Origin of the sequence: Polaribacter marinaquae, assembly GCF_038019025.1 — a bacterium.
In the GTDB taxonomy this organism is placed as follows: Bacteria; Bacteroidota; Bacteroidia; order Flavobacteriales; family Flavobacteriaceae; genus Polaribacter; species Polaribacter marinaquae.
Map to the genome: position 1 here is coordinate 192,412 of NZ_CP150496.1, position 18,255 is coordinate 210,666.

The following is an 18,255-nucleotide window of genomic DNA, read 5'->3' on the forward strand; positions in this document are numbered from 1 at the left end:
ATTATTTTAGAATTCCGTCTGCAATACATTTTTTAGAATACCAAATTAAAAATAGGCAAACTAAAATTACCAATATTGGCATAATGTACATGCTTAAATCGATATCTATTAAAATATAAACCTGTTGTATTGTTGCACAAATTCCTGATAAAAGAAACAAATAATAAGATAATTTCTTTTTAGCAAGAAAAAAAATACAACCTATAACTCCGCCAAACACAGCTAATGCAAATAATGCAGTTAACCATGCCGGATGTTCTATCATCATTTCTGCTTGCTGTTCTGGTGGCATATTTGCAATCATTTCATCTGTAGCTAATGTTTGAAACATATAAGCGCTTGCACCCATTAAATTCCATAACAAAGCAAGTATACCAATTATCCAAAAAGCTTTACTAGGTTTATTCGAATTTGTAGTCATTTAAAAAAAAGTTTAGTTGATTGATTTTTAAATATACTTAAAAATATTTGTAAAATTATAAAATGTAAAGTATATTTGACATTATATAAAGTTTATTTGTCTAATTGTAAAATAGTTTTGTTATGTCGAAAATGTCTGTTTGTGAACGAGAAAGAAGTTATATTGAAAAAATGAATAAATTTCAATTGTCAAATAAATTTAAAAAGATTGGTTATTATGCTACCTTTTTTATTTTTGGATTGATGATTGCCAAAAAGTTTTTTGACGAACCAATTTGGGTAAAACCGTTGTTATCTGGTTTACTTTTGGTTGGTATGTTGCTAATTTCTATATCAAAAGATAGGGAAGAAGATGAGTTTATAGAAACTTTAAGAGCACAATCATACAGAATAGCTTTTGTTTTAGCAATTTTATACTCTTTGCTGCAACCAATTATTAATTATGGTGTGGGTAAACTTTTTAATGCTGATGAAAAATTAGTAGGTTTTACTTATTTTGAAGTGTTATTTTATATGTTAGTTGTGCAACTAATGATTTTTTGGCAGTTAAAAAGACTAAATAGATAACATGAAAAACACTTTAAAAGTACAAAGAGCTATTTTAAATTTAACTCAAGACGATTTAGCAAAAGCAATTGGTGTTTCTAGGCAAACTATAAACTCTATAGAAAAAAATAGGTATGTGCCTTCTACAGTTTTGTCTTTAAAGTTGTCTAAAGTGTTTAAGATACCTGTAAATGAATTTTTTACGTTAGAAGAATCAGATTAGTTATCGTTAATAGTAAAAACTGCTTCTTTAAATAGTTTTGCTTTCGTTTTAAAGAATTTGTTTTCTAATTTGATAGCTTTTAACTGCGCATCAATAAATTTTTCTTCTCTATAATTCACTAAGAATAAAGAGCTTTCTCCTAAGAAAAACTTTCTTTCTTCTGCTTTTAATAAAACATTATAATCTCTTACTATGGCATCTGTAAAGTTATTTTGATTATCAAAAGAATCTAATTCTAATAACAAACTATTCAATTTGTTTTTTATGGTGACTTTAGCAGTTTTAGCTTCTAACTGTTGATCTTGTAATTTTATTTTAGCTAATTTTAAATCACCTCTTTCTTTTCTGATAAATATTGGAAAACTAAAATTTAAACCAGCTTTGTAATTCGATGAATTAAAAGAATTAATTTGATTTCCATCCGCAGAAATAAAATTATACTGAATATCTATTTTTGGAAGTAAATTATTCTTTTTTAAACGCTTTTCTACTATTAAACTTTTTACCTTAAAGTCTAACGCTTTTATTTTAGGATGATTTTCGATATCGAAATCTTCTTGATTAAATAAAGCTATATTAAATGTTTTATCAACAGAGTTTTTTGCTTCTAAATCCGGAATTATATTTTCTTTTAACTCGATAGGTGTGTTGTTATTTAGCCACAAAAAATTAGACAATTCTAAAGATGCTTTGGTATAGTATATTGCAGATTTTTCTAAATTTAATTTTCTTGAGTTTAATGTTATACCTGCTTCTAAAGTATCTATAGCTGGTTTTTCACCTTCTTGAAAAGCTCTTTTAGTTCCTTCAAATCTAATTCTTGCATTTTCTAAGAAAGAAGTAAAAACTAATTTTTCTTTATATGCTTTTAACCAATTAAAGTAACTTAATGAAGCATCAAAAAGAATTTTATTTACCAATATTTGTTGTTCTTCTTTTGCTTGATTTACATAATATTTTGCTTGTTTTAAAGCAGCCATTCTTTTATTAGTAAGTAAACCCTTAGCTAAAGATACAGAAACACCTGCACTGTACAAACCATCTAGTGGTACATTGTTTTCTGGATTCAAAAATAAACCATCATTTTTTTCGAAATTAGCTTTAAATTCTACTCCGTACCAAGTTGGTATTTTAAAAGAACTATTTAATTTGTTGTAATATTCTTTTTCTTTGAATAGTTTTTTGTCAAAATCTACTTCTATCTTGGGGTCAAATGCACCTCTAGCTTTTAACAATTTAGCTTCACTAGAATTTAAAACTAAATTAGCTTGTCTTACTATTGGATGGTAATTTTTAACGTAACTTAAAAACTCTGATAAAGTTAGTTGATTGCTAATTTCTTCTTGTGCATAATTGGTAGAAAAAAATAACATTGTTAGTATTAGTAAAAACTTCTTCATTGTTTTACTTTTTAGTTTCTTTTTTGCTTTTGTTTGTATTTGGTTGATAGTAATTAGGCGGAAAGCTGTTTAACTGTCTCCATAACTCGAACCAAATTGGTACATCTTCTAATAATGCGATTGTTTTTGCTCCAGAGCCAACCCTAATTGCTTCTGGCCATTTATATTCTCTTTCGTCTGGTGCCAGTAAAACACGGTATTTACCGTTGTCACTTATAAAGTTTTCTATTGCAACTACGGTACCACCATATGTACCATAAGATACATTTGGCCATCCAGAAAAAACTATTGCAGGCCAACCGTCAAACTGAACTCTTACTTTTTCACCTATGTGTAAAAGCGGTAAATCTATTGGTTTTACATAAGTTTCTACAGCTAAATCATACTTTTCTGGCATAATACCAACTAAAGATTCACCTTCTTTAAAAGTGCCTCCAATTCCTCCTTTAATAGCTTTGTTGATGTATCCATTTTGTGGAGAAGTTACGTATAACAGACTATTTCTAACTTTATAGTTGCTATTGCTATTTTCTAATTTAGAGACTTGTGCTTCAGCATCAAAACCATTAGATCTAGCAGTAAACATATCACTTTGTGCTTTCGAAATTTTATCTGTAAAAGTTGCTTTAATTCTAGATAATTCTAATTTCGCATTAATCACATCATTTTTACTTGCTAGTAATTTATTTTGCTGAGCTATTAATTTAGCTTGAGTTTCTTGCAGTTTCAAACGTTTTTGTTCTACATCTACAACAGCTTTTAAACCTTCTTTTTGCAACGTTTCTGTTCTTAAAAACTGCTTTTCTGCAATAGATAAATTTGTTTTTGCAGCTTGTAAGGCAATACTATCACTTTGTACTTTAAGTTTAGATTGCAAAAGTTTGTTTTGTGATTGAGCAGTTTTTAAAACTTGCTCGTCTTTTAATGCATTTATTTGTCTTTGTAAAGCATTAGATTTTTGTTGATATGCATTTACAGAAGAATTTTTTGCATTTATTTGATTGTTTGTTCTTTCGATTAATCGGTTGTCAAAATAATCACTTTTAATTTCAGAGATTCTTAAAATAGTATCTCCTTTTTTTACATAATCTCCTTCTTTTACAAACCATTCTTCAACCCTTCCAGGTATTTGAGATTGTATACTTTGTGGTCTTTGTTCTGGAGTTAATGTGGTAACTAAACCTTGACTAGTAATGTTTTGCGTCCAAGGTAAAAATAAAAGGATAAAACCAATAATAGCAAAAGCTAACAAAAATTTATTTAAAGATTTGTAGTAGTTTTTAGTAAAAATATCTTTACCAGATTTAAATCGTTTTAAATCTACTTTATCATTTAATTGATTGTTAGAAATATTTAACATGATTATTAATTTATAGATTTAATTTCTCCTTTTTCTAGAGTTATTATTTGACTGCATTGTGTTTTCCAACTCTTTTTACTACTTACAACAATTAACGCCCAAGGTCTTCTAGCATCTGTTAAATAGCTAATTATTTTAACAGTTTCTTCTAGATTAAATTGATCTAATGGATCTTCTAAGATCATTACTTTTGGCGCTTTTATTATAGATCTTGCTAAAATTATTTTCTTAGCAATTGTATAAGACATTTGTTTACCTTCTGGATATAAAACAGTCTCTAATCCGTTAGGTTGTTCTTTTAAAAATTGATTTAAACCAACAATATCTAAAGCTTCAAAAATTGTGTCATCTGTAATTTCTTGATTACCAAAAACTAAATTATTTCTAATAGAGCCTTCAAAAGGTGTTTCATCTGAAAGAGATAAACCTAATTGAGATCTGTAATGATTAAGGTGTAAGCTATTTAAAGATAAATTATTGATATAAATATTACCTTCTGTGGGTTCTATTACACCAGCAATTAATCTTAAAAGGCTAGATTTACCAGCGCCACTTTCTCCGTGTACAAGAATTCTAGATTCTGGTTTTATAGTTAAAGAAATATCTTTAATAATTGGTTTTTTTCTATCTTCTACAGCATAAGAAACGTTGTCTAATTCTATAGATAAACCTTTCTTAAAAATTGGTTTTTCACCTTCTTGCGATTCCAATTCTTTATCAACAACTTGTCCTATTTTTTCTATGGATGTAAGTACATCATAAAAAGACTCTAAGCCAACAATTAATTTTTCTACAGACTGTATTACCAATAAAATGATAATTTCTGCAGCAACAAACTGTCCTATATTCATTTCTTGATTAAGAACTAATGCACCACCAATTAATAATAAACTAGCAGTAACAATAACTTTAAAGCCTATCATTTGGCTAAATTGTAAAATTAAAATTCTAAAGTGATTTTCTCTAGCTTCTAAATATTTACTTACCAAATCGTCATTTTTCTTTAATGCTAAATTTGTATTACCAGATAGTTTAAAACTTACAACGGTTCTTGCAACTTCTTGAATCCAATGGGCAACTTTATATTTAATTTTAGATTCTTTTAAACTAGTTTCTAAACCTCTTTGTGCAGTAAATTTAAAAACGATATAAATTAGAAGTAATAAAAGAATGCCAAAAATTATAAAGAAAGGATGATAAAAAGAAAGCAATATTAAAGCAAATACTATTTGTAATAAAGCGGTAGGTACATCAATTAATATTTTAGACAATCCTTTTTGTATTGTTAATGTATCAAAGAATCTATTTGCTAATTCTGGCGGATAATTATTACGTAGCTCATTCATTTTAATTTTAGGAAACCTATAGCTTAACTCAAAAGAAGCTCTAGTAAAAATTCTTTGTTGAATTGTTTCTATAATTCTTAATTGCATTAATTGCAAAGCGCCAGAAAATATAACGCCAATTGTAACAACAATAACTAAAATTACCCAAGAAGTAGATATTTGAGCTCCTTGAATTAAATTAATAATTGCCTGTATTCCTAAAGGTAATGATAGTGCTACAACACCACCAAATATGGCATAATAGAAAATTTGAAAAATATCTTTTTTTTCTAGTTTTAAAAGTCCCACAAAACGTCTCCATGGTGTTATTTTATCTGTAGTATTCATTTTATTTTAGTGTGTTTTTAACAAGTTGCGTAAAGAAACGAGTAGGTGTGGCACCTTTTTTACTATTTGTAATAGACGGAAAATGTTCTTTTAAAAAATGTTGATGCAAACCACCTTCTAAAATTGTGCTCGATAGGCTAAGTGCAAATTCATAATCTGGTTTTAAAGCTAATATCATTTCTTTTATTCTTGTTATTAATCTTTTGTAGACTTCAAAATAACCTTCTTTATTATCTGTATCTACTTCTTTTGTTAAGAAAGATTTAGAACTTTCATTTACAATTATTTTATATAAAATAGCTTCATTTATATGAGAATAATTACTGTCTAACGATACCGTTCTAGTAATTACCTCTATTGCTTTTTCTAGTTTTAATTCATTGTCTGATATGCTAAATGTTTCTATAACTAATTGATATTCTAACCAAGCCCAATACCAAGACGATAAATACAATAGTAATTTATGTTTGCTTTCAAAATATCTATAAATAGAACTTTCATTAGACTGTATCTTTGTTCCTAGTTTTTTAAAGGTAAAGTTTTCGAAGCCAATTTCGTCTATTAGAAGAATACTATTTTCAATTATTTTTTTACCTAAGTTCGAGGTTTCTGGATCTTTAATAAAAATCTTATCGGGTACTGTAATTTTTAATATTGATAATAAGTTTTTCATGCTGAAACTATTTTAGATTGCAAATATAATAGTATTACTATTAAAAAAGAAAGTGTTACTGAAATTTGGTGTTTTTTTAACAATAAATTAATACACAAAAAAAAGCCTTCCGAATTAACGGAAGGCCCAACATTAACATAAAACATTCAACCAAAAATGTTTTTGTATAATTTTTATTCCTTATGTAAATACACAGCAGAAGCAGAAGCTAACGTGGCATTGTAAGAAGGTGTTAAATTACCTCCATTATTTATGTTATTAAAAGCTAATATTCTTCCTCCGCCGTTTCCAGCTTCAGCAATAAATACAGTTTTTGTATCGCTATCATAAGCAACATCAACAGGATTACCTAATAAAGTACTTGCACCAGAAACTCTTGTTTGTTGCGAAACTGCTAAAGTAGCATTGTTAGCTGTTGCGTTAAATTTTGATGTAAAATCTTCAATGATATGAAAACCACCATCGTCTTGTCCGTTAGAAGCTTCACCAATATCTGTTAATATCATAACATCGGTTGTAGCATCATAAGTTAAACCATGCGTTCTAACAATTCCTTCAATGGCAATTGTTTTAGTAGCCTCTACAGTTGCTGTACTTGTATTACTTAAAAAGTTAGAAAATACTGCTAATTCATTTGTAGTATCAACAATCGCAAATAAATCATTTCCTTTAAATACAATTCCCCATAATTTAAAGTTTGTTGTAATTGTATTTCTTAAAGTAAAAGAATTTCCATTTTTAGAGTAGATAAATAATCTACCATCTTTAGTAGTATCATCTCCGTCTACATCTGCATTATCTGCAACCACATAAAAGTTACCACTTACAGCCAATTCTCTCGGACTTGTCATATCTAAAGAACCTGTAACACCAACATTAGCTGTTAATGAAGTACCAGAAACATCGATACCTGTATAACCTTCTAAACCAAATGTGCTTCTAGAGGCTTGTACAACAAGGTCTTCTGAACCGTCATAATAAATTCCGTCTGCTTTTGTAGTTGCAGTTGTTATTGTAGATGTTGAGATATTATTCATATCAGATACATTGTACATATTTACATTTCCATCAGAATTATTTGAGGTAAATAAAACTTTGGTTTCTGTTTGTAGGTCTAAGTCTAAATCTCTATCATTATTAGAACAAGAAGTTAAACCAAGCGTAGTAGCACATACTAGTGCCATAATTTTAATAGATTTCATTCTGTTTATTTTTAGTTTTCAGGTATACATACGAAGTAATTTGATGTATGGTTTTTTTAAAATGATTTTTTTCTGAAAAAAGTTAATTTTTACCATATTGTTGGTAATCAGTAATTAAAAAGTATGCATTATTCCTTTAAATTTTGTACCTTTGTCGCTGTAAGACAGAATACAATTCCTTCATTATACTAGTTAGCCTTAATTAGATTTTCTTGTAACGTATTTTATCTTTCTAGAAATATTAATAAAAAAAACCTTTTGTATTTTAATGGCAAAATCGCAGCAAACATTTAGTAAAAGTGAAAAAGAAAAGAAACGTTTAAAAAAACGTCAGGATAAGATTAAAAAAATGGAAGCTAGAAAAGCTGCCAAAGAAGAAAATGGGTCTACAGGAATTCAATTTGCTTATGTAGATCACAATGGTAATTTAACAGATACTCCGCCAGATCCAGAATTAAAAGTAGAGTATGAATTAGAAGATATTCAAATTTCTGTAACTAAAAAGGAAGATTTACCAGAAGAAGATCCTGTAAGAAAAGGTAAAGTTTCTTTCTTTGATACTTCTAAAGGTTTCGGATTTATTATTGATACAGAAAATAACGAAAAGTATTTTACACACGTAAGTGGTTTGATAGATCAAATTGCAGAAAACGATAAAGTTTCTTTCGAATTAGAAAGAGGTATGCGTGGTATGAATGCAGTAAAAGTTAAGAAAGTATAATTTCATTTTTACAACATATAAAAAAAGCCTTTTCAAATTGAAAAGGCTTTTTTTTATGAGTAAAAGTTTATATTAATTATTGTAAAACTCCATACTTTCTATAATTAAATCTACGGGCACTTTGCAATCAATTTTGTAATCTTCAAAATCATTTAAAAGCACAAAATTAACTTGTCCGTTTACGTTTTTCTTATCGTGCTTTAATAATTCTAAAATTGCAGAAAAATCTTCTTTTAATAAATCAATTTTGTCGTAAATAGATAGTACAACATCTTTAACCTCTAAAACTTTTTCAGTAGGAAAACCTAAAAGTTTTTCAGATATATAACTTTCACAAACCATACCAATTGCAATAGCTTCGCCATGAGTTAAGTTTTCTTTGTCTTCAGATTCTAAATAAAAAGATTCTATAGCGTGCCCTAATGTATGACCAAAATTTAAAATTTTGCGTAAGTTTTGTTCTTTAGGATCTTGTAAAACAACTTCGTTTTTAATTTCTATAGATCTAAAAATTAAGTCTTTAATATCTAAGCCTTTGTTGTTTTTAATTTCATAAAACAGTTTACTATCATAAGTAATACCGTATTTAATAATTTCTGCAGTACCAGATTTTATTTCTCTTTCTGTAACTGTTTCCAAATAATTGGTATCAACAATAACCATTTCTGGGTTTGCAAACAAACCAATTTGATTTTTTAAAACACCTAAATCTACACCAGTTTTACCACCAACAGAAGCATCAACCATAGAAAGTAAAGTTGTAGGGATATTAACAAAATCGATACCTCTTTTGTAACAAGAAGCAACAAAACCACCTAAATCTGTAATAACGCCACCGCCTAGAGTAATTACCAAACTTTTTCTATCTCCGCCCAATTCTGTAATCGCGTTCCAAACGCCAGCACAGGTTTCTAAGTTTTTATTTATTTCACCAGATTCTATTTCTATAACTTCTATACGAATATCTGTTTTTAAATTTGGAATAAATTTAGGGTAACAACATTCAAAAGTATTTTCATCAGCTAAAATAAATAGCGTAGAGTAGTTTTTGTTAGAAATTAAGTTTGATAATTCTTCGTATCCTTTTTCTTGAAAATGAACAGGATAACTTACGGCTTTTATAGATTTCATCATTTTAATATTGAATGTGCAAATTAAATAGAAATTATTGAATTATTTACAGTCTTAGACTATCTTTGTTCTAAATTAAAATCTAACGAATGAAATTTTTTGATAATACTGAAATTGCATTTTCATTAAAAACAGACTCAGAATTAGAAAGAGCATACTTTCTTTTTAAGATGATACAGAACCAACCAATGGTTAGAATAGGTACAGCTGTAACAAATTTCGCTTTAAAAGCACATTTACCTGTAGAGGGTTTAATTCGTTCTACAGTATTCGATCATTTTTGTGGTGGTGTAACAGAAGAAGACTGTTTACCAAACATAGAAAAATTGTATACTAAAGGAGTATCTTCTGTGTTAGATTATTCGGTAGAAGGTAAAGAAGGAGAAGAGGTTTTCGATTTAACTTTAAAGACTATTTTAAAGATTATTAATTTTGGTGAAGAAAAGAAATCGATTCCGTTTGCGGTTTTTAAACCTTCTGGTTTTGGTAGGTTTGCTCTTTTTCAAAAAATTACAGAAAAACAAACCTTAACAGTAGAAGAAAAATCTGAATGGATTCGTGTAAAAGAACGTTTTCATACTGTGTGTAAAGCAGCAGTAAAACAAGATGTACCTTTATTGATAGATGCCGAAGAAAGCTGGATGCAAGATGCAGCAGATGATTTAGTTGAAGAATTGATGGAAAACTACAATAAAGAAAAAGCAATTGTATTTAATACATTACAAATGTATAGACACGATCGTTTAGAGTATTTAAAAGGTTTATACGAAAGAGCTTATCAAAAAGATTTTCATATTGGTATGAAAGTAGTTCGTGGTGCTTACATGGAAAAGGAAAGAAGTAGAGCAGAAGAAAAAGGATATGAATCTCCTATTTGTGCAGATAAACAAGCAACAGATAAAAATTATGATGCTGCTATTTTGTATATGATGGAGCATAAAAAAATGGCTTTATTTGCAGGCACTCATAATGAAGAAAGTTCTTATTTACTTTTAAAATTAGCAGAACAATATAAAATAGCTAAAGATGATAAGCGTTTGTGGTTTGGTCAATTATATGGTATGAGCGATCATATTAGTTTTAACCTAGCAGATTTAGGTTATAATGTTGCCAAATATGTTCCTTTTGGTCCTGTTAGAGATGTAATGCCTTACTTAATTAGAAGAGCAGAAGAAAATACATCTGTAGCTGGACAAACAAGTAGAGAATTAAATTTGATTAAAGCAGAGCGTAAACGCAGAAAAATATAATGCAGACGATTGATGAAATAAAAATGTTGTTGCATCGAAACAAACTTAGATTGCACCAAGAACTGTTGCAAAGTAAAGAGGCAATGCATTTAATAAGAAAATCTACACATTCGTCGTTAACAGAAGAAGAGAAGTTAAAAATAAAAGTACAGTTATTAGATATTTGCAAAGCAATACCTGCTTTTACTGTTTTTATGCTTCCGGGTGGTGCATTACTATTACCCTTACTAATAAAATTAATACCAGATATTTTACCATCAGCGTTTAGAGATGATGTAAAATAATTTTAAAAAAATATAATTTTAAAAAAATAAAAGATATATTTGTCTTGTAAACTTTAGGAGTAGCTATTAAATTAGTTTGAGAAACATCCTTAGAACCTGATTTGGTTAATACCAACGTAGGAAAAAGTTACCTAGATTTAGTTATATAACTACCTCTCTTTGGTTTACAGTAATATTTATACTTATGATTACTATAAATGTAAACCAAGAAAATCAACAATTTTCTGAAGAAATATCAATAGAAGAATTAATTTGTTTTTTAAAAATAAAAACAAACGGAATTGCTATTGCCGTTAATTCTAATGTTATAAAAAAAGAAAATTGGTCTTCTAATTTACTTCATAATAATGATAAAGTTTTAATCATAAAATCTACTCAAGGCGGATAAAACTTACAACTATAAAAAATGAAGAAAAAAGACACAGCACCAAGTAAAGGAATCACTAGAAATCCTTTTCCTAATTCAAAAAAAGTATATGTAAAAGGTAAACTGTATCCAAAAATTAAAGTAGCAATGCGCGAAATAGAATTAAGTGATACGGTAGATTCTATGACTAAGAAAAGAACAGCAAACGAGCCCGTTACTGTGTATGATACTTCGGGTCCGTATACAGATCCTACCAAAGAAATTAATATTCATAATGGTTTAGAAAGAATTAGAGAAGAGTGGGTCTTAGAAAGAAATGATGTTGAGCAGTTAGATTCTTTTTCTTCTAAATATTGTAACGAACGTTTAAATGATAAAACTTTAGATCATTTACGTTTTAATCATTTACAAAAACCACTAAGAGCAAAAAAAGGGCAGAATGTTACACAATTACATTATGCTAAAAAAGGAATAATAACTCCAGAAATGGAATACATTGCAATTCGAGAAAACCAAAAAATAGATGAGATTACACGTTTGTCTAAACAACATCCAGGTCAAGATTTCGGTGCAAGTATTCCTGCAAAAATATCGCCAGAATTTGTTAGAGAAGAAGTGGCAAGAGGTAGAGCAGTAATTCCATCAAACATTAATCATCCAGAAGCAGAACCTATGATTTTAGGTCGTAATTTCTTGGTTAAAATTAATGCTAATATTGGTAATTCTGCTACTACTTCTTCTATAGAAGAAGAGGTAGAAAAGGCGGTTTGGGCTTGTCGTTGGGGTGCAGACAATATTATGGATTTATCTACCGGAAAAAATATTCATGAAACTAGAGAATGGATTATTAGAAATTCACCGGTTCCTGTTGGTACTGTGCCTATTTATCAAGCTTTAGAAAAAGTAAACGGAGTAGCAGAAGATTTGACTTGGGAGATTTTTAGAGATACATTAATAGAACAAGCAGAACAAGGTGTAGATTATTTTACAATTCATGCCGGTGTTCGTTTACGTTATGTGCCAATGACAGCAAAAAGAATTACGGGTATTGTATCTCGTGGAGGTTCTATAATGGCAAAATGGTGTTTGGCACATCATAAAGAAAGTTTTTTATATACACATTTCGAAGATATTTGCGAAATCATGAAAGCTTATGATGTAGCCTTTTCTTTAGGAGACGGTTTAAGACCAGGTTCTATTGCAGATGCAAATGACGAAGCTCAGTTTGCAGAATTAGAAACTTTAGGCGAATTAACTAAAATAGCAAGAAAACACGAAGTACAATGTTTTATAGAAGGTCCAGGTCATGTGCCAATGCATATGATAAAAGCAAACATGGACAAACAGCTAGAAGCTTGTGACGAAGCTCCTTTTTACACATTAGGTCCGTTAACAACAGATATTGCTCCAGGTTATGATCATATTACATCTGGTATTGGCGCAGCTATGATTGGTTGGTTTGGTTGTGCAATGTTGTGTTATGTAACTCCAAAAGAGCATTTAGGTTTACCAAATAAAGAAGATGTTAGAACCGGTGTGGTTACTTATAAATTAGCTGCACACGCTGCGGATTTAGCAAAAGGACATCCAGGTGCACAACACAGAGACGACGCTTTAAGTAAAGCACGTTTTGAGTTTAGATGGGAAGATCAGTTTAATTTAGGTTTAGATCCAGAATTAGCAAGAGAATATCATGATGAAACTTTACCAGCAGAAGGAGCTAAAATTGCACACTTTTGTTCTATGTGTGGTCCTAAATTTTGTTCAATGAAAATTTCTCAAGAAGTTCGAGATTTTGCAGCAGAAAATAAGGTTGCAGGTGATGAGGTTTTTGCAAAAGGAATGGAAGAAAAATCTAAGGAATTTAAAGATAAAGGTTCAGAAGTATATTTATAATATACTTTTGCCATAAAAGCGATTCTACGTCTTGGGGGAGACGTAGTTGAGCTTTTCTTTAATATACATTGATTATTATTGAAATATTAAAAGGTGTTTTTAAAATAATTTTTACTACTTATGATAATACTTATTGCGCCAGAAAATGATATTTCTAATGAAATAGAAATTTTAGATACTTTGTTTAAAGAAGGGTTAGAGTATTATCATTTAAGAAAACCCAATAAATCGAAAGAAGAATATTTACAATACTTAAGCCAAATAGATACAGCTTTTCATTCTAAGATAGTTTTACATTATTATCATGAATTGATTCACGAATTTAATTTGAAAGGAATTCATTTTCAAGAGCAAAAGCGTAAAGATGTTTTAGAAATTGGAGCAGATTATTTATCTAATTTTAATTTGAAGGGTAAAACGATAAGCAGTTCTTTTCATGAACCAAAAGAATTAGAAAGTTGTAAAATAAAATTTGATTACAATTTATTAAGTCCGGTTTTTTCTTCAATTTCAAAACAGGGTTATCAAGGTAGAGGTTTTGATGTAAATCATATTGATAAACCAATCATTGGTATGGGAGGCGTAAATAAAGAAACAATACCAAAAGTTTTAGACTTAGGATATAACGGTATCGGAGTTTTAGGTGGAGTTTGGAATGCGAAAAATCCTATTGAAAGTTTTAAAGGTATCAGAGATCAGTATAAAGTAGCTAAAGGTTAATTTTTATGTTAGATGATAATAATTTTATTTTAACTATTGCAGGCCTAGATCCATCTAGTGGTGCTGGTTTAACGGCAGATATAAAAACTTTTGAAGCACATGGTTTATATGGTTTGTCTGTTTGTACAGCTGTAACCGTTCAGAATGATATTGATTTTAAACATTGTCTTTGGATTGCAGAAGAGGTTATTATTAGTCAAATAGAAACTTTATTCGAAAGGTTTTCTATTGATGTAGTTAAAATAGGTGTTATTGAATCTTGGGAACGTTTATTTAACATTATAAATAAATTAAAAGCGTTAAAAGCATCAATAAAAATAATTTTAGATCCTGTTTTAAAAACTACTAGTGGTTTTAATTTTCATACAAATCAAAATCTAAAAATTTTAGAAAAAATACTCACATCTTGTTTTTTTGTTACTCCAAATTATGATGAGATTAAGGCTTTGTTTCCTAAAAAAGATATTGAAGTAACGATAGACTTTATGGCGAATAAAACAAACCTGTATTTAAAAGGTGGACACAGAAAAGAGCAGAAAGGTTTAGATGAGGTTTTTTACAATAGTTTGGTTAAGCTAAATTTACCACCAATTGCTGAAAAAGTTTACGAGAAACATGGCAGCGGTTGTGTTTTATCATCTGCATTAGCTGCAAATATAGCTTTGGGTTTTGGTATAGATGATGCTTGTAGAAAAACAAAGTTATATACAGAACAATTTTTAAATTCTAATACAAGTTTATTAGGAAATCACAAAAATAGAAATGATAAGTAAATTACATTATATATCTCAAGGTAAATCACCAGAAGAGCATTTGCAAAATATTAAAAATGCATGCAGCTCTGGTGCAGAGACAGTTCAACTACGTTTAAAAAATGTAGAGGAAGATATCGTTTTAGAAACAGCAAAAAAGGTTAAAGAAATTACAGATAATTTTCAGACTAGATTAATTATAAACGACTATTACAAAGTTGCAATTGCTATAAAAGCAGATGGCGTTCATTTAGGTAAAACAGATGCTTGTCCTAATTTGGTTCGTAAAGAATTAGCGTCTTGGCAAATTATTGGTGGTACTGCAAACACTTTAAAAGATTGTGAAGCTTTAATAGAAAAAAAAGTAGATTATATTGGTTTAGGTCCGTTTAGATTTACAAATACAAAAGAAAATTTAAGTCCGGTTTTAGGAGTAGCAGGTTACAAAGTTATTTTAGAAGAATTAAAAACTACAGTGCCAATAATTGCAGTTGGTGGTATCACTTTAAACGATGCAGAGTCAATTATTGAAACAGGTGTTTACGGATTGGCTGTTTCATCAGAAATAACTAATAATTACAATGTAATTTCAAACTTTCATAAAATATTGCTTAAAGATAGAGCTCAAGAGCAAATATTTAAGTTTGATAAAAATTAAATAGCATGGAAAAATTAATAATTGCCGATAAAACATTCAATTCTCGTCTATTTACCGGAACAGGTAAATTTAGTTCGTCTAATTTAATGCAAGATGCACTATTAGAGAGTAAAAGCGAATTGGTTACAGTTGCATTAAAAAGGGTTGATGTGACGAATGAGGAGGATGATATTTTAACACACCTAAATCATGAAAGAATTAATTTATTACCAAATACTTCTGGCGTAAGAAATGCTAAAGAAGCCGTTTTTGCTGCAGAATTATCTAGAGAAGCTTTACAGACAAATTGGGTAAAATTAGAAATTCATCCAGATCCTAGATATTTGTTGCCAGACCCCATAGAAACTCTAAAAGCTGCAGAAGAATTGGTTAAAAAAGGTTTTGTAGTAATGCCATATATTCATGCAGATCCTGTTTTATGTAAACGATTAGAAGAGGTAGGTGTACAATGTGTAATGCCTCTTGGTGCTCCGATTGGAAGTAATAAAGGTTTAAAAACAGTAGATTTTTTAGAAATTATTATCGAGCAATCGAATGTGCCAGTTATTGTTGATGCAGGTATTGGTGCGCCTTCTCATGCAGCATTTGCAATGGAAATAGGTGCAGATGCAGTTCTTGTAAATACAGCAATTGCAGTTTCTAAAAACCCTGTGGCAATGGCTAACGCCTTTAGAATGGCAGTTGAAGCTGGTAGAATGGCTTTTGAAGCGAAGTTGGCTCCTGTAAATAAAAAAGCAGTTGCAAGTAGTCCGTTAACATCATTCTTAAATTAAAAGATGCGCAACTTTAAAACACTTTTTGATACTTATAACTGGAGTGAAACTTTAAATAGTATTTACAATAAAAGCAATAAAGATGTTGAGTTAGCGCTTTTAAAAGATAATTTAGATTTAGAAGATTTTAAGGCATTGTTGTCTCCGGCAGCAAAACCATATTTAGAGCAAATGGCTCAAAAAAGTCATGCACTTACTAAAAAGAGATTTGGGAATACAATACAAATGTATGCGCCCATGTATCTAAGTAACGAGTGTCAGAATATCTGTACGTATTGTGGTTTTAGTATGACTAATAAAATACCACGAAGAACGCTAACAGATGCAGAAATTTTAAAAGAAGTTGCCTTCCTAAAAAAGAAAGGATATGATCATATTTTGTTAGTTACTGGTGAAGCAAATAGAACCGTTGGTGTAGATTATGTAAAAAATGCGATTCAATTAATACGTAGTAAATTTTCTAACATAACTATAGAAATTCAGCCTTTAAATACAGAAGATTACATTCTTTTAAAAGAAAATGGATTATATGCCGTACTTGTTTATCAAGAAACCTATCATAGAGAAGAATATAAAAAACATCACCCAAAAGGGAAGAAATCTAATTTTGATTATCGTCTAGATACACCAGATCGATTAGGTAAAGCAGGTGTGCATAAAATTGGTTTAGGCGCTTTATTTGGTTTAGAAGATTGGAGAGCAGATAGTTTTTTTACAGCTTTACACCTAAAATATTTACAAAAGACGTATTGGAAAACTAAATATTCGATTTCTTTTCCTCGATTAAGACCACATTCTGGTGGTTTAGAACCAAAAGTAGAAATGACGGATAAAGATTTAGTACAAACTATATGTGCATTTCGCTTGTTTGATGAAGATGTAGAATTGTCTATGTCTACCCGAGAAAGTGAAATTTTTAGAAATCATATTGTTAAATTAGGAATTACTTCTATTAGTGCAGAGTCTAAAACAAATCCTGGTGGATATTCTGTTGAACCACAATCTTTAGAACAATTCGAAATTTCTGATGAAAGAAGTACAGAAGATGTTGTAAAAATGTTAAAAAATAATGGTTTAGAGGTTGTTTGGAAAGATTGGGAACATTTTGAAAAGGTATAATTTATATGAATTTATCTACCGAAGAATATAAACAATACAATCGTCATCTTATTTTAGATAAAATAGGAGAACAAGGACAATTAAAATTAAAAAAGGCAAAGGTTTTAGTAATTGGAGCTGGCGGATTAGGTTGCCCAGTTTTACAATATTTAAGCGCTGCAGGTGTTGGTAATATTGGTATTATTGATGATGATGTTGTAGATCAAAGTAATTTACAACGTCAAATTTTATATACTATTGATGATATTGGCTTGTCGAAAGCTAAAGTTGCCGCAAAAAGATTATCATCATTAAATCCGTTTATTAAGTTTGATGTATATCAAGAGAAATTAACAAGAGAAAATGCTATTCGATTATTTAAAAAATATGATATTGTTGTTGACGGATCCGATAATTTTTCAACAAGATATTTAGCAAATGACGCAGCAGTTATCGCAAACAAACCATTAGTTTACGGAGCAATTTTTAAATTTGAAGGGCAAGTAAGTGTTTTTAATTACAATAAAAGTGCAACGTACAGATGTTTGTATCCAACGCCACCACAGCCAGATGAATCACCAAATTGTTCAGAAATTGGTGTATTAGGTGTTTTGCCGGGTATTATAGGTAGTTTTCAAGCAAATGAAACGATAAAAATTATTTGTGAGATAGGAATTGTGTTGTCAAATAAATTGTTATTATATAATACATTAACAATGCAGCAAGTAACTTTAAATTATCAGAAAAACACTAAAATTGATATTCAGAAATTAGAAGAGAATTACGATGTTTTCTGCGGAATAGAGTTAGACATTGAAGAAATTACTCTTACTTCTTTAAAAAGCAATATTTCTGATTACAATTTGTTAGATGTTCGAGAAGATGACGAGAGAATAAATTACCATATTGGAGGTCAGCATATTCCGTTAAGTGACCTGAAATCAAGACTAGAAGAGGTAAATGTTGTTAAAAGTTTAGTTGTTTATTGTAAATCAGGAATAAGGAGTAGAAAGGCTATCAGAATTTTAAAAGAGTATTTTCCTTCTTTAAAATTAATAAATTTAAAAGGAGGTTGTTTCGTAAAATAAAACACTATAATCTTCTCTTA

Annotated in this window: 20 protein-coding genes and 1 riboswitch; of the genes, 13 read left to right on the forward strand and 7 right to left on the reverse strand. The window is 29.4% G+C overall.

Going from position 1 to position 18,255, the window contains the following annotated elements; genetic code table 11:
* Window position 1 precedes the first annotated feature (1 nt).
* Window positions 2-421, reverse strand: coding sequence for a hypothetical protein (locus WG950_RS00860; protein WP_340933484.1), 420 nt, complete (start codon window positions 419-421; stop codon window positions 2-4).
* Window positions 422-591: 170 nt separating this feature from the next.
* On the opposite strand from WG950_RS00860, the gene WG950_RS00865 reads away from it, so the two are divergent.
* Complete coding sequence (locus tag WG950_RS00865) at window positions 592-987, forward strand: hypothetical protein (protein ID WP_340933486.1); 396 nt, start codon at window positions 592-594, stop codon at window positions 985-987.
* 1 nt (window position 988) lies between these two features.
* A complete protein-coding gene (locus WG950_RS00870; protein ID WP_340933489.1) occupies window positions 989-1,189 on the forward strand; it encodes a helix-turn-helix transcriptional regulator in 201 nt (66 codons plus the stop codon).
* On the opposite strand, the gene WG950_RS00875 is transcribed toward WG950_RS00870, so the two are convergent.
* The 5 genes from WG950_RS00875 to WG950_RS00895 form a co-directional block, all read right to left on the reverse strand.
* Window positions 1,186-2,589 (reverse strand): TolC family protein, encoded by a 1,404-nt coding sequence (locus WG950_RS00875; RefSeq protein ID WP_340933492.1) that lies wholly within the window; start codon window positions 2,587-2,589, stop codon window positions 1,186-1,188. The two genes, WG950_RS00870 and WG950_RS00875, sit on opposite strands and share 4 nt — an antisense overlap.
* A gap of 4 nt (window positions 2,590-2,593) precedes the next feature.
* Window positions 2,594-3,949: an HlyD family secretion protein gene (locus tag WG950_RS00880; protein ID WP_340933493.1), complete on the reverse strand. Its 1,356-nt coding sequence runs from the start codon at window positions 3,947-3,949 to the stop codon at window positions 2,594-2,596.
* A gap of 5 nt (window positions 3,950-3,954) precedes the next feature.
* Window positions 3,955-5,622 (reverse strand): peptidase domain-containing ABC transporter, encoded by a 1,668-nt coding sequence (locus tag WG950_RS00885; protein ID WP_340933495.1) that lies wholly within the window; start codon window positions 5,620-5,622, stop codon window positions 3,955-3,957.
* Between the two features lies 1 nt (window position 5,623).
* Window positions 5,624-6,295 (reverse strand): TetR/AcrR family transcriptional regulator, encoded by a 672-nt coding sequence (locus tag WG950_RS00890; protein WP_077809542.1) that lies wholly within the window; start codon window positions 6,293-6,295, stop codon window positions 5,624-5,626.
* Window positions 6,296-6,468: 173 nt separating this feature from the next.
* The gene (locus tag WG950_RS00895; RefSeq protein ID WP_340933498.1) at window positions 6,469-7,497 is read right to left on the reverse strand and encodes a hypothetical protein; all 1,029 of its coding nucleotides are present in this window, start codon (window positions 7,495-7,497) and stop codon (window positions 6,469-6,471) included.
* Window positions 7,498-7,765: 268 nt separating this feature from the next.
* On the opposite strand from WG950_RS00895, the gene WG950_RS00900 reads away from it, so the two are divergent.
* Complete coding sequence (locus WG950_RS00900) at window positions 7,766-8,218, forward strand: cold-shock protein (protein WP_077809540.1); 453 nt, start codon at window positions 7,766-7,768, stop codon at window positions 8,216-8,218.
* Between the two features lie 72 nt (window positions 8,219-8,290).
* Here WG950_RS00900 and aroB read toward each other — a convergent pair whose 3' ends face one another.
* On the reverse strand, window positions 8,291-9,349 hold the full coding sequence (aroB, locus tag WG950_RS00905; protein WP_340935219.1) for a 3-dehydroquinate synthase: 1,059 nt from the start codon (window positions 9,347-9,349) through the stop codon (window positions 8,291-8,293).
* Between the two features lie 89 nt (window positions 9,350-9,438).
* On the opposite strand from aroB, the gene WG950_RS00910 reads away from it, so the two are divergent.
* The 10 genes from WG950_RS00910 to WG950_RS00955 all read left to right on the forward strand — a co-directional run bounded on the left by WG950_RS00910 (window position 9,439) and on the right by WG950_RS00955 (window position 18,235).
* Window positions 9,439-10,599 carry a proline dehydrogenase family protein gene (locus tag WG950_RS00910; RefSeq protein ID WP_340933501.1) on the forward strand — a complete coding sequence of 387 codons (1,161 nt, stop codon included), beginning with the start codon at window positions 9,439-9,441 and terminating at the stop codon, window positions 10,597-10,599.
* Complete coding sequence (locus WG950_RS00915) at window positions 10,599-10,883, forward strand: LETM1 domain-containing protein (RefSeq protein WP_340933502.1); 285 nt, start codon at window positions 10,599-10,601, stop codon at window positions 10,881-10,883. The genes WG950_RS00910 and WG950_RS00915 overlap by 1 nt, the downstream gene beginning before the upstream one ends.
* A gap of 45 nt (window positions 10,884-10,928) precedes the next feature.
* A riboswitch (TPP riboswitch) is annotated at window positions 10,929-11,023 on the forward strand.
* A 44-nt stretch (window positions 11,024-11,067) separates the two neighbouring features.
* The gene (thiS, locus tag WG950_RS00920; protein ID WP_077809536.1) at window positions 11,068-11,271 is read left to right on the forward strand and encodes a sulfur carrier protein ThiS; all 204 of its coding nucleotides are present in this window, start codon (window positions 11,068-11,070) and stop codon (window positions 11,269-11,271) included.
* 18 nt (window positions 11,272-11,289) lie between these two features.
* Entirely contained in the window at window positions 11,290-13,146 is a 1,857-nt protein-coding gene (thiC, locus tag WG950_RS00925; protein WP_340933504.1) for a phosphomethylpyrimidine synthase ThiC, read from the forward strand.
* Between the two features lie 120 nt (window positions 13,147-13,266).
* Window positions 13,267-13,866: a thiamine phosphate synthase gene (locus WG950_RS00930; RefSeq protein ID WP_340933506.1), complete on the forward strand. Its 600-nt coding sequence runs from the start codon at window positions 13,267-13,269 to the stop codon at window positions 13,864-13,866.
* Window positions 13,867-13,871: 5 nt separating this feature from the next.
* On the forward strand, window positions 13,872-14,639 hold the full coding sequence (locus WG950_RS00935; RefSeq protein WP_340933507.1) for a hydroxymethylpyrimidine/phosphomethylpyrimidine kinase: 768 nt from the start codon (window positions 13,872-13,874) through the stop codon (window positions 14,637-14,639).
* Window positions 14,629-15,276 carry a thiamine phosphate synthase gene (thiE, locus tag WG950_RS00940; protein ID WP_340933508.1) on the forward strand — a complete coding sequence of 216 codons (648 nt, stop codon included), beginning with the start codon at window positions 14,629-14,631 and terminating at the stop codon, window positions 15,274-15,276. Before WG950_RS00935 ends, thiE begins: the two co-directional genes overlap by 11 nt.
* A gap of 5 nt (window positions 15,277-15,281) precedes the next feature.
* Window positions 15,282-16,049: a thiazole synthase gene (locus tag WG950_RS00945; RefSeq protein WP_340933509.1), complete on the forward strand. Its 768-nt coding sequence runs from the start codon at window positions 15,282-15,284 to the stop codon at window positions 16,047-16,049.
* 3 nt (window positions 16,050-16,052) lie between these two features.
* Complete coding sequence (gene thiH, locus WG950_RS00950; RefSeq protein ID WP_340933510.1) at window positions 16,053-17,168, forward strand: 2-iminoacetate synthase ThiH; 1,116 nt, start codon at window positions 16,053-16,055, stop codon at window positions 17,166-17,168.
* Between the two features lie 5 nt (window positions 17,169-17,173).
* Window positions 17,174-18,235, forward strand: coding sequence for a HesA/MoeB/ThiF family protein (locus tag WG950_RS00955; RefSeq protein WP_340933513.1), 1,062 nt, complete (start codon window positions 17,174-17,176; stop codon window positions 18,233-18,235).
* The last annotated feature ends 20 nt before the right edge of the window (window positions 18,236-18,255 follow it).

What these genes read in the sequence shown, in the direction of transcription:
- WG950_RS00860 (WP_340933484.1), bottom strand. Translation starts at nt 421, where the DNA reads ATGACTACAAATTCGAATAAACCTAGTAAAGCTTTTTGGATAATTGGT.
- WG950_RS00865 (WP_340933486.1), top strand. Translation starts at nt 592, where the DNA reads ATGAATAAATTTCAATTGTCAAATAAATTTAAAAAGATTGGTTATTAT.
- WG950_RS00870 (WP_340933489.1), top strand. Translation starts at nt 989, where the DNA reads ATGAAAAACACTTTAAAAGTACAAAGAGCTATTTTAAATTTAACTCAA.
- WG950_RS00875 (WP_340933492.1), bottom strand. Translation starts at nt 2,589, where the DNA reads ATGAAGAAGTTTTTACTAATACTAACAATGTTATTTTTTTCTACCAAT.
- WG950_RS00880 (WP_340933493.1), bottom strand. Translation starts at nt 3,949, where the DNA reads ATGTTAAATATTTCTAACAATCAATTAAATGATAAAGTAGATTTAAAA.
- WG950_RS00885 (WP_340933495.1), bottom strand. Translation starts at nt 5,622, where the DNA reads ATGAATACTACAGATAAAATAACACCATGGAGACGTTTTGTGGGACTT.
- WG950_RS00890 (WP_077809542.1), bottom strand. Translation starts at nt 6,295, where the DNA reads ATGAAAAACTTATTATCAATATTAAAAATTACAGTACCCGATAAGATT.
- WG950_RS00895 (WP_340933498.1), bottom strand. Translation starts at nt 7,497, where the DNA reads ATGAAATCTATTAAAATTATGGCACTAGTATGTGCTACTACGCTTGGT.
- WG950_RS00900 (WP_077809540.1), top strand. Translation starts at nt 7,766, where the DNA reads ATGGCAAAATCGCAGCAAACATTTAGTAAAAGTGAAAAAGAAAAGAAA.
- aroB (WP_340935219.1), bottom strand. Translation starts at nt 9,349, where the DNA reads ATGAAATCTATAAAAGCCGTAAGTTATCCTGTTCATTTTCAAGAAAAA.
- WG950_RS00910 (WP_340933501.1), top strand. Translation starts at nt 9,439, where the DNA reads ATGAAATTTTTTGATAATACTGAAATTGCATTTTCATTAAAAACAGAC.
- WG950_RS00915 (WP_340933502.1), top strand. Translation starts at nt 10,599, where the DNA reads ATGCAGACGATTGATGAAATAAAAATGTTGTTGCATCGAAACAAACTT.
- thiS (WP_077809536.1), top strand. Translation starts at nt 11,068, where the DNA reads ATGATTACTATAAATGTAAACCAAGAAAATCAACAATTTTCTGAAGAA.
- thiC (WP_340933504.1), top strand. Translation starts at nt 11,290, where the DNA reads ATGAAGAAAAAAGACACAGCACCAAGTAAAGGAATCACTAGAAATCCT.
- WG950_RS00930 (WP_340933506.1), top strand. Translation starts at nt 13,267, where the DNA reads ATGATAATACTTATTGCGCCAGAAAATGATATTTCTAATGAAATAGAA.
- WG950_RS00935 (WP_340933507.1), top strand. Translation starts at nt 13,872, where the DNA reads ATGTTAGATGATAATAATTTTATTTTAACTATTGCAGGCCTAGATCCA.
- thiE (WP_340933508.1), top strand. Translation starts at nt 14,629, where the DNA reads ATGATAAGTAAATTACATTATATATCTCAAGGTAAATCACCAGAAGAG.
- WG950_RS00945 (WP_340933509.1), top strand. Translation starts at nt 15,282, where the DNA reads ATGGAAAAATTAATAATTGCCGATAAAACATTCAATTCTCGTCTATTT.
- thiH (WP_340933510.1), top strand. Translation starts at nt 16,053, where the DNA reads ATGCGCAACTTTAAAACACTTTTTGATACTTATAACTGGAGTGAAACT.
- WG950_RS00955 (WP_340933513.1), top strand. Translation starts at nt 17,174, where the DNA reads ATGAATTTATCTACCGAAGAATATAAACAATACAATCGTCATCTTATT.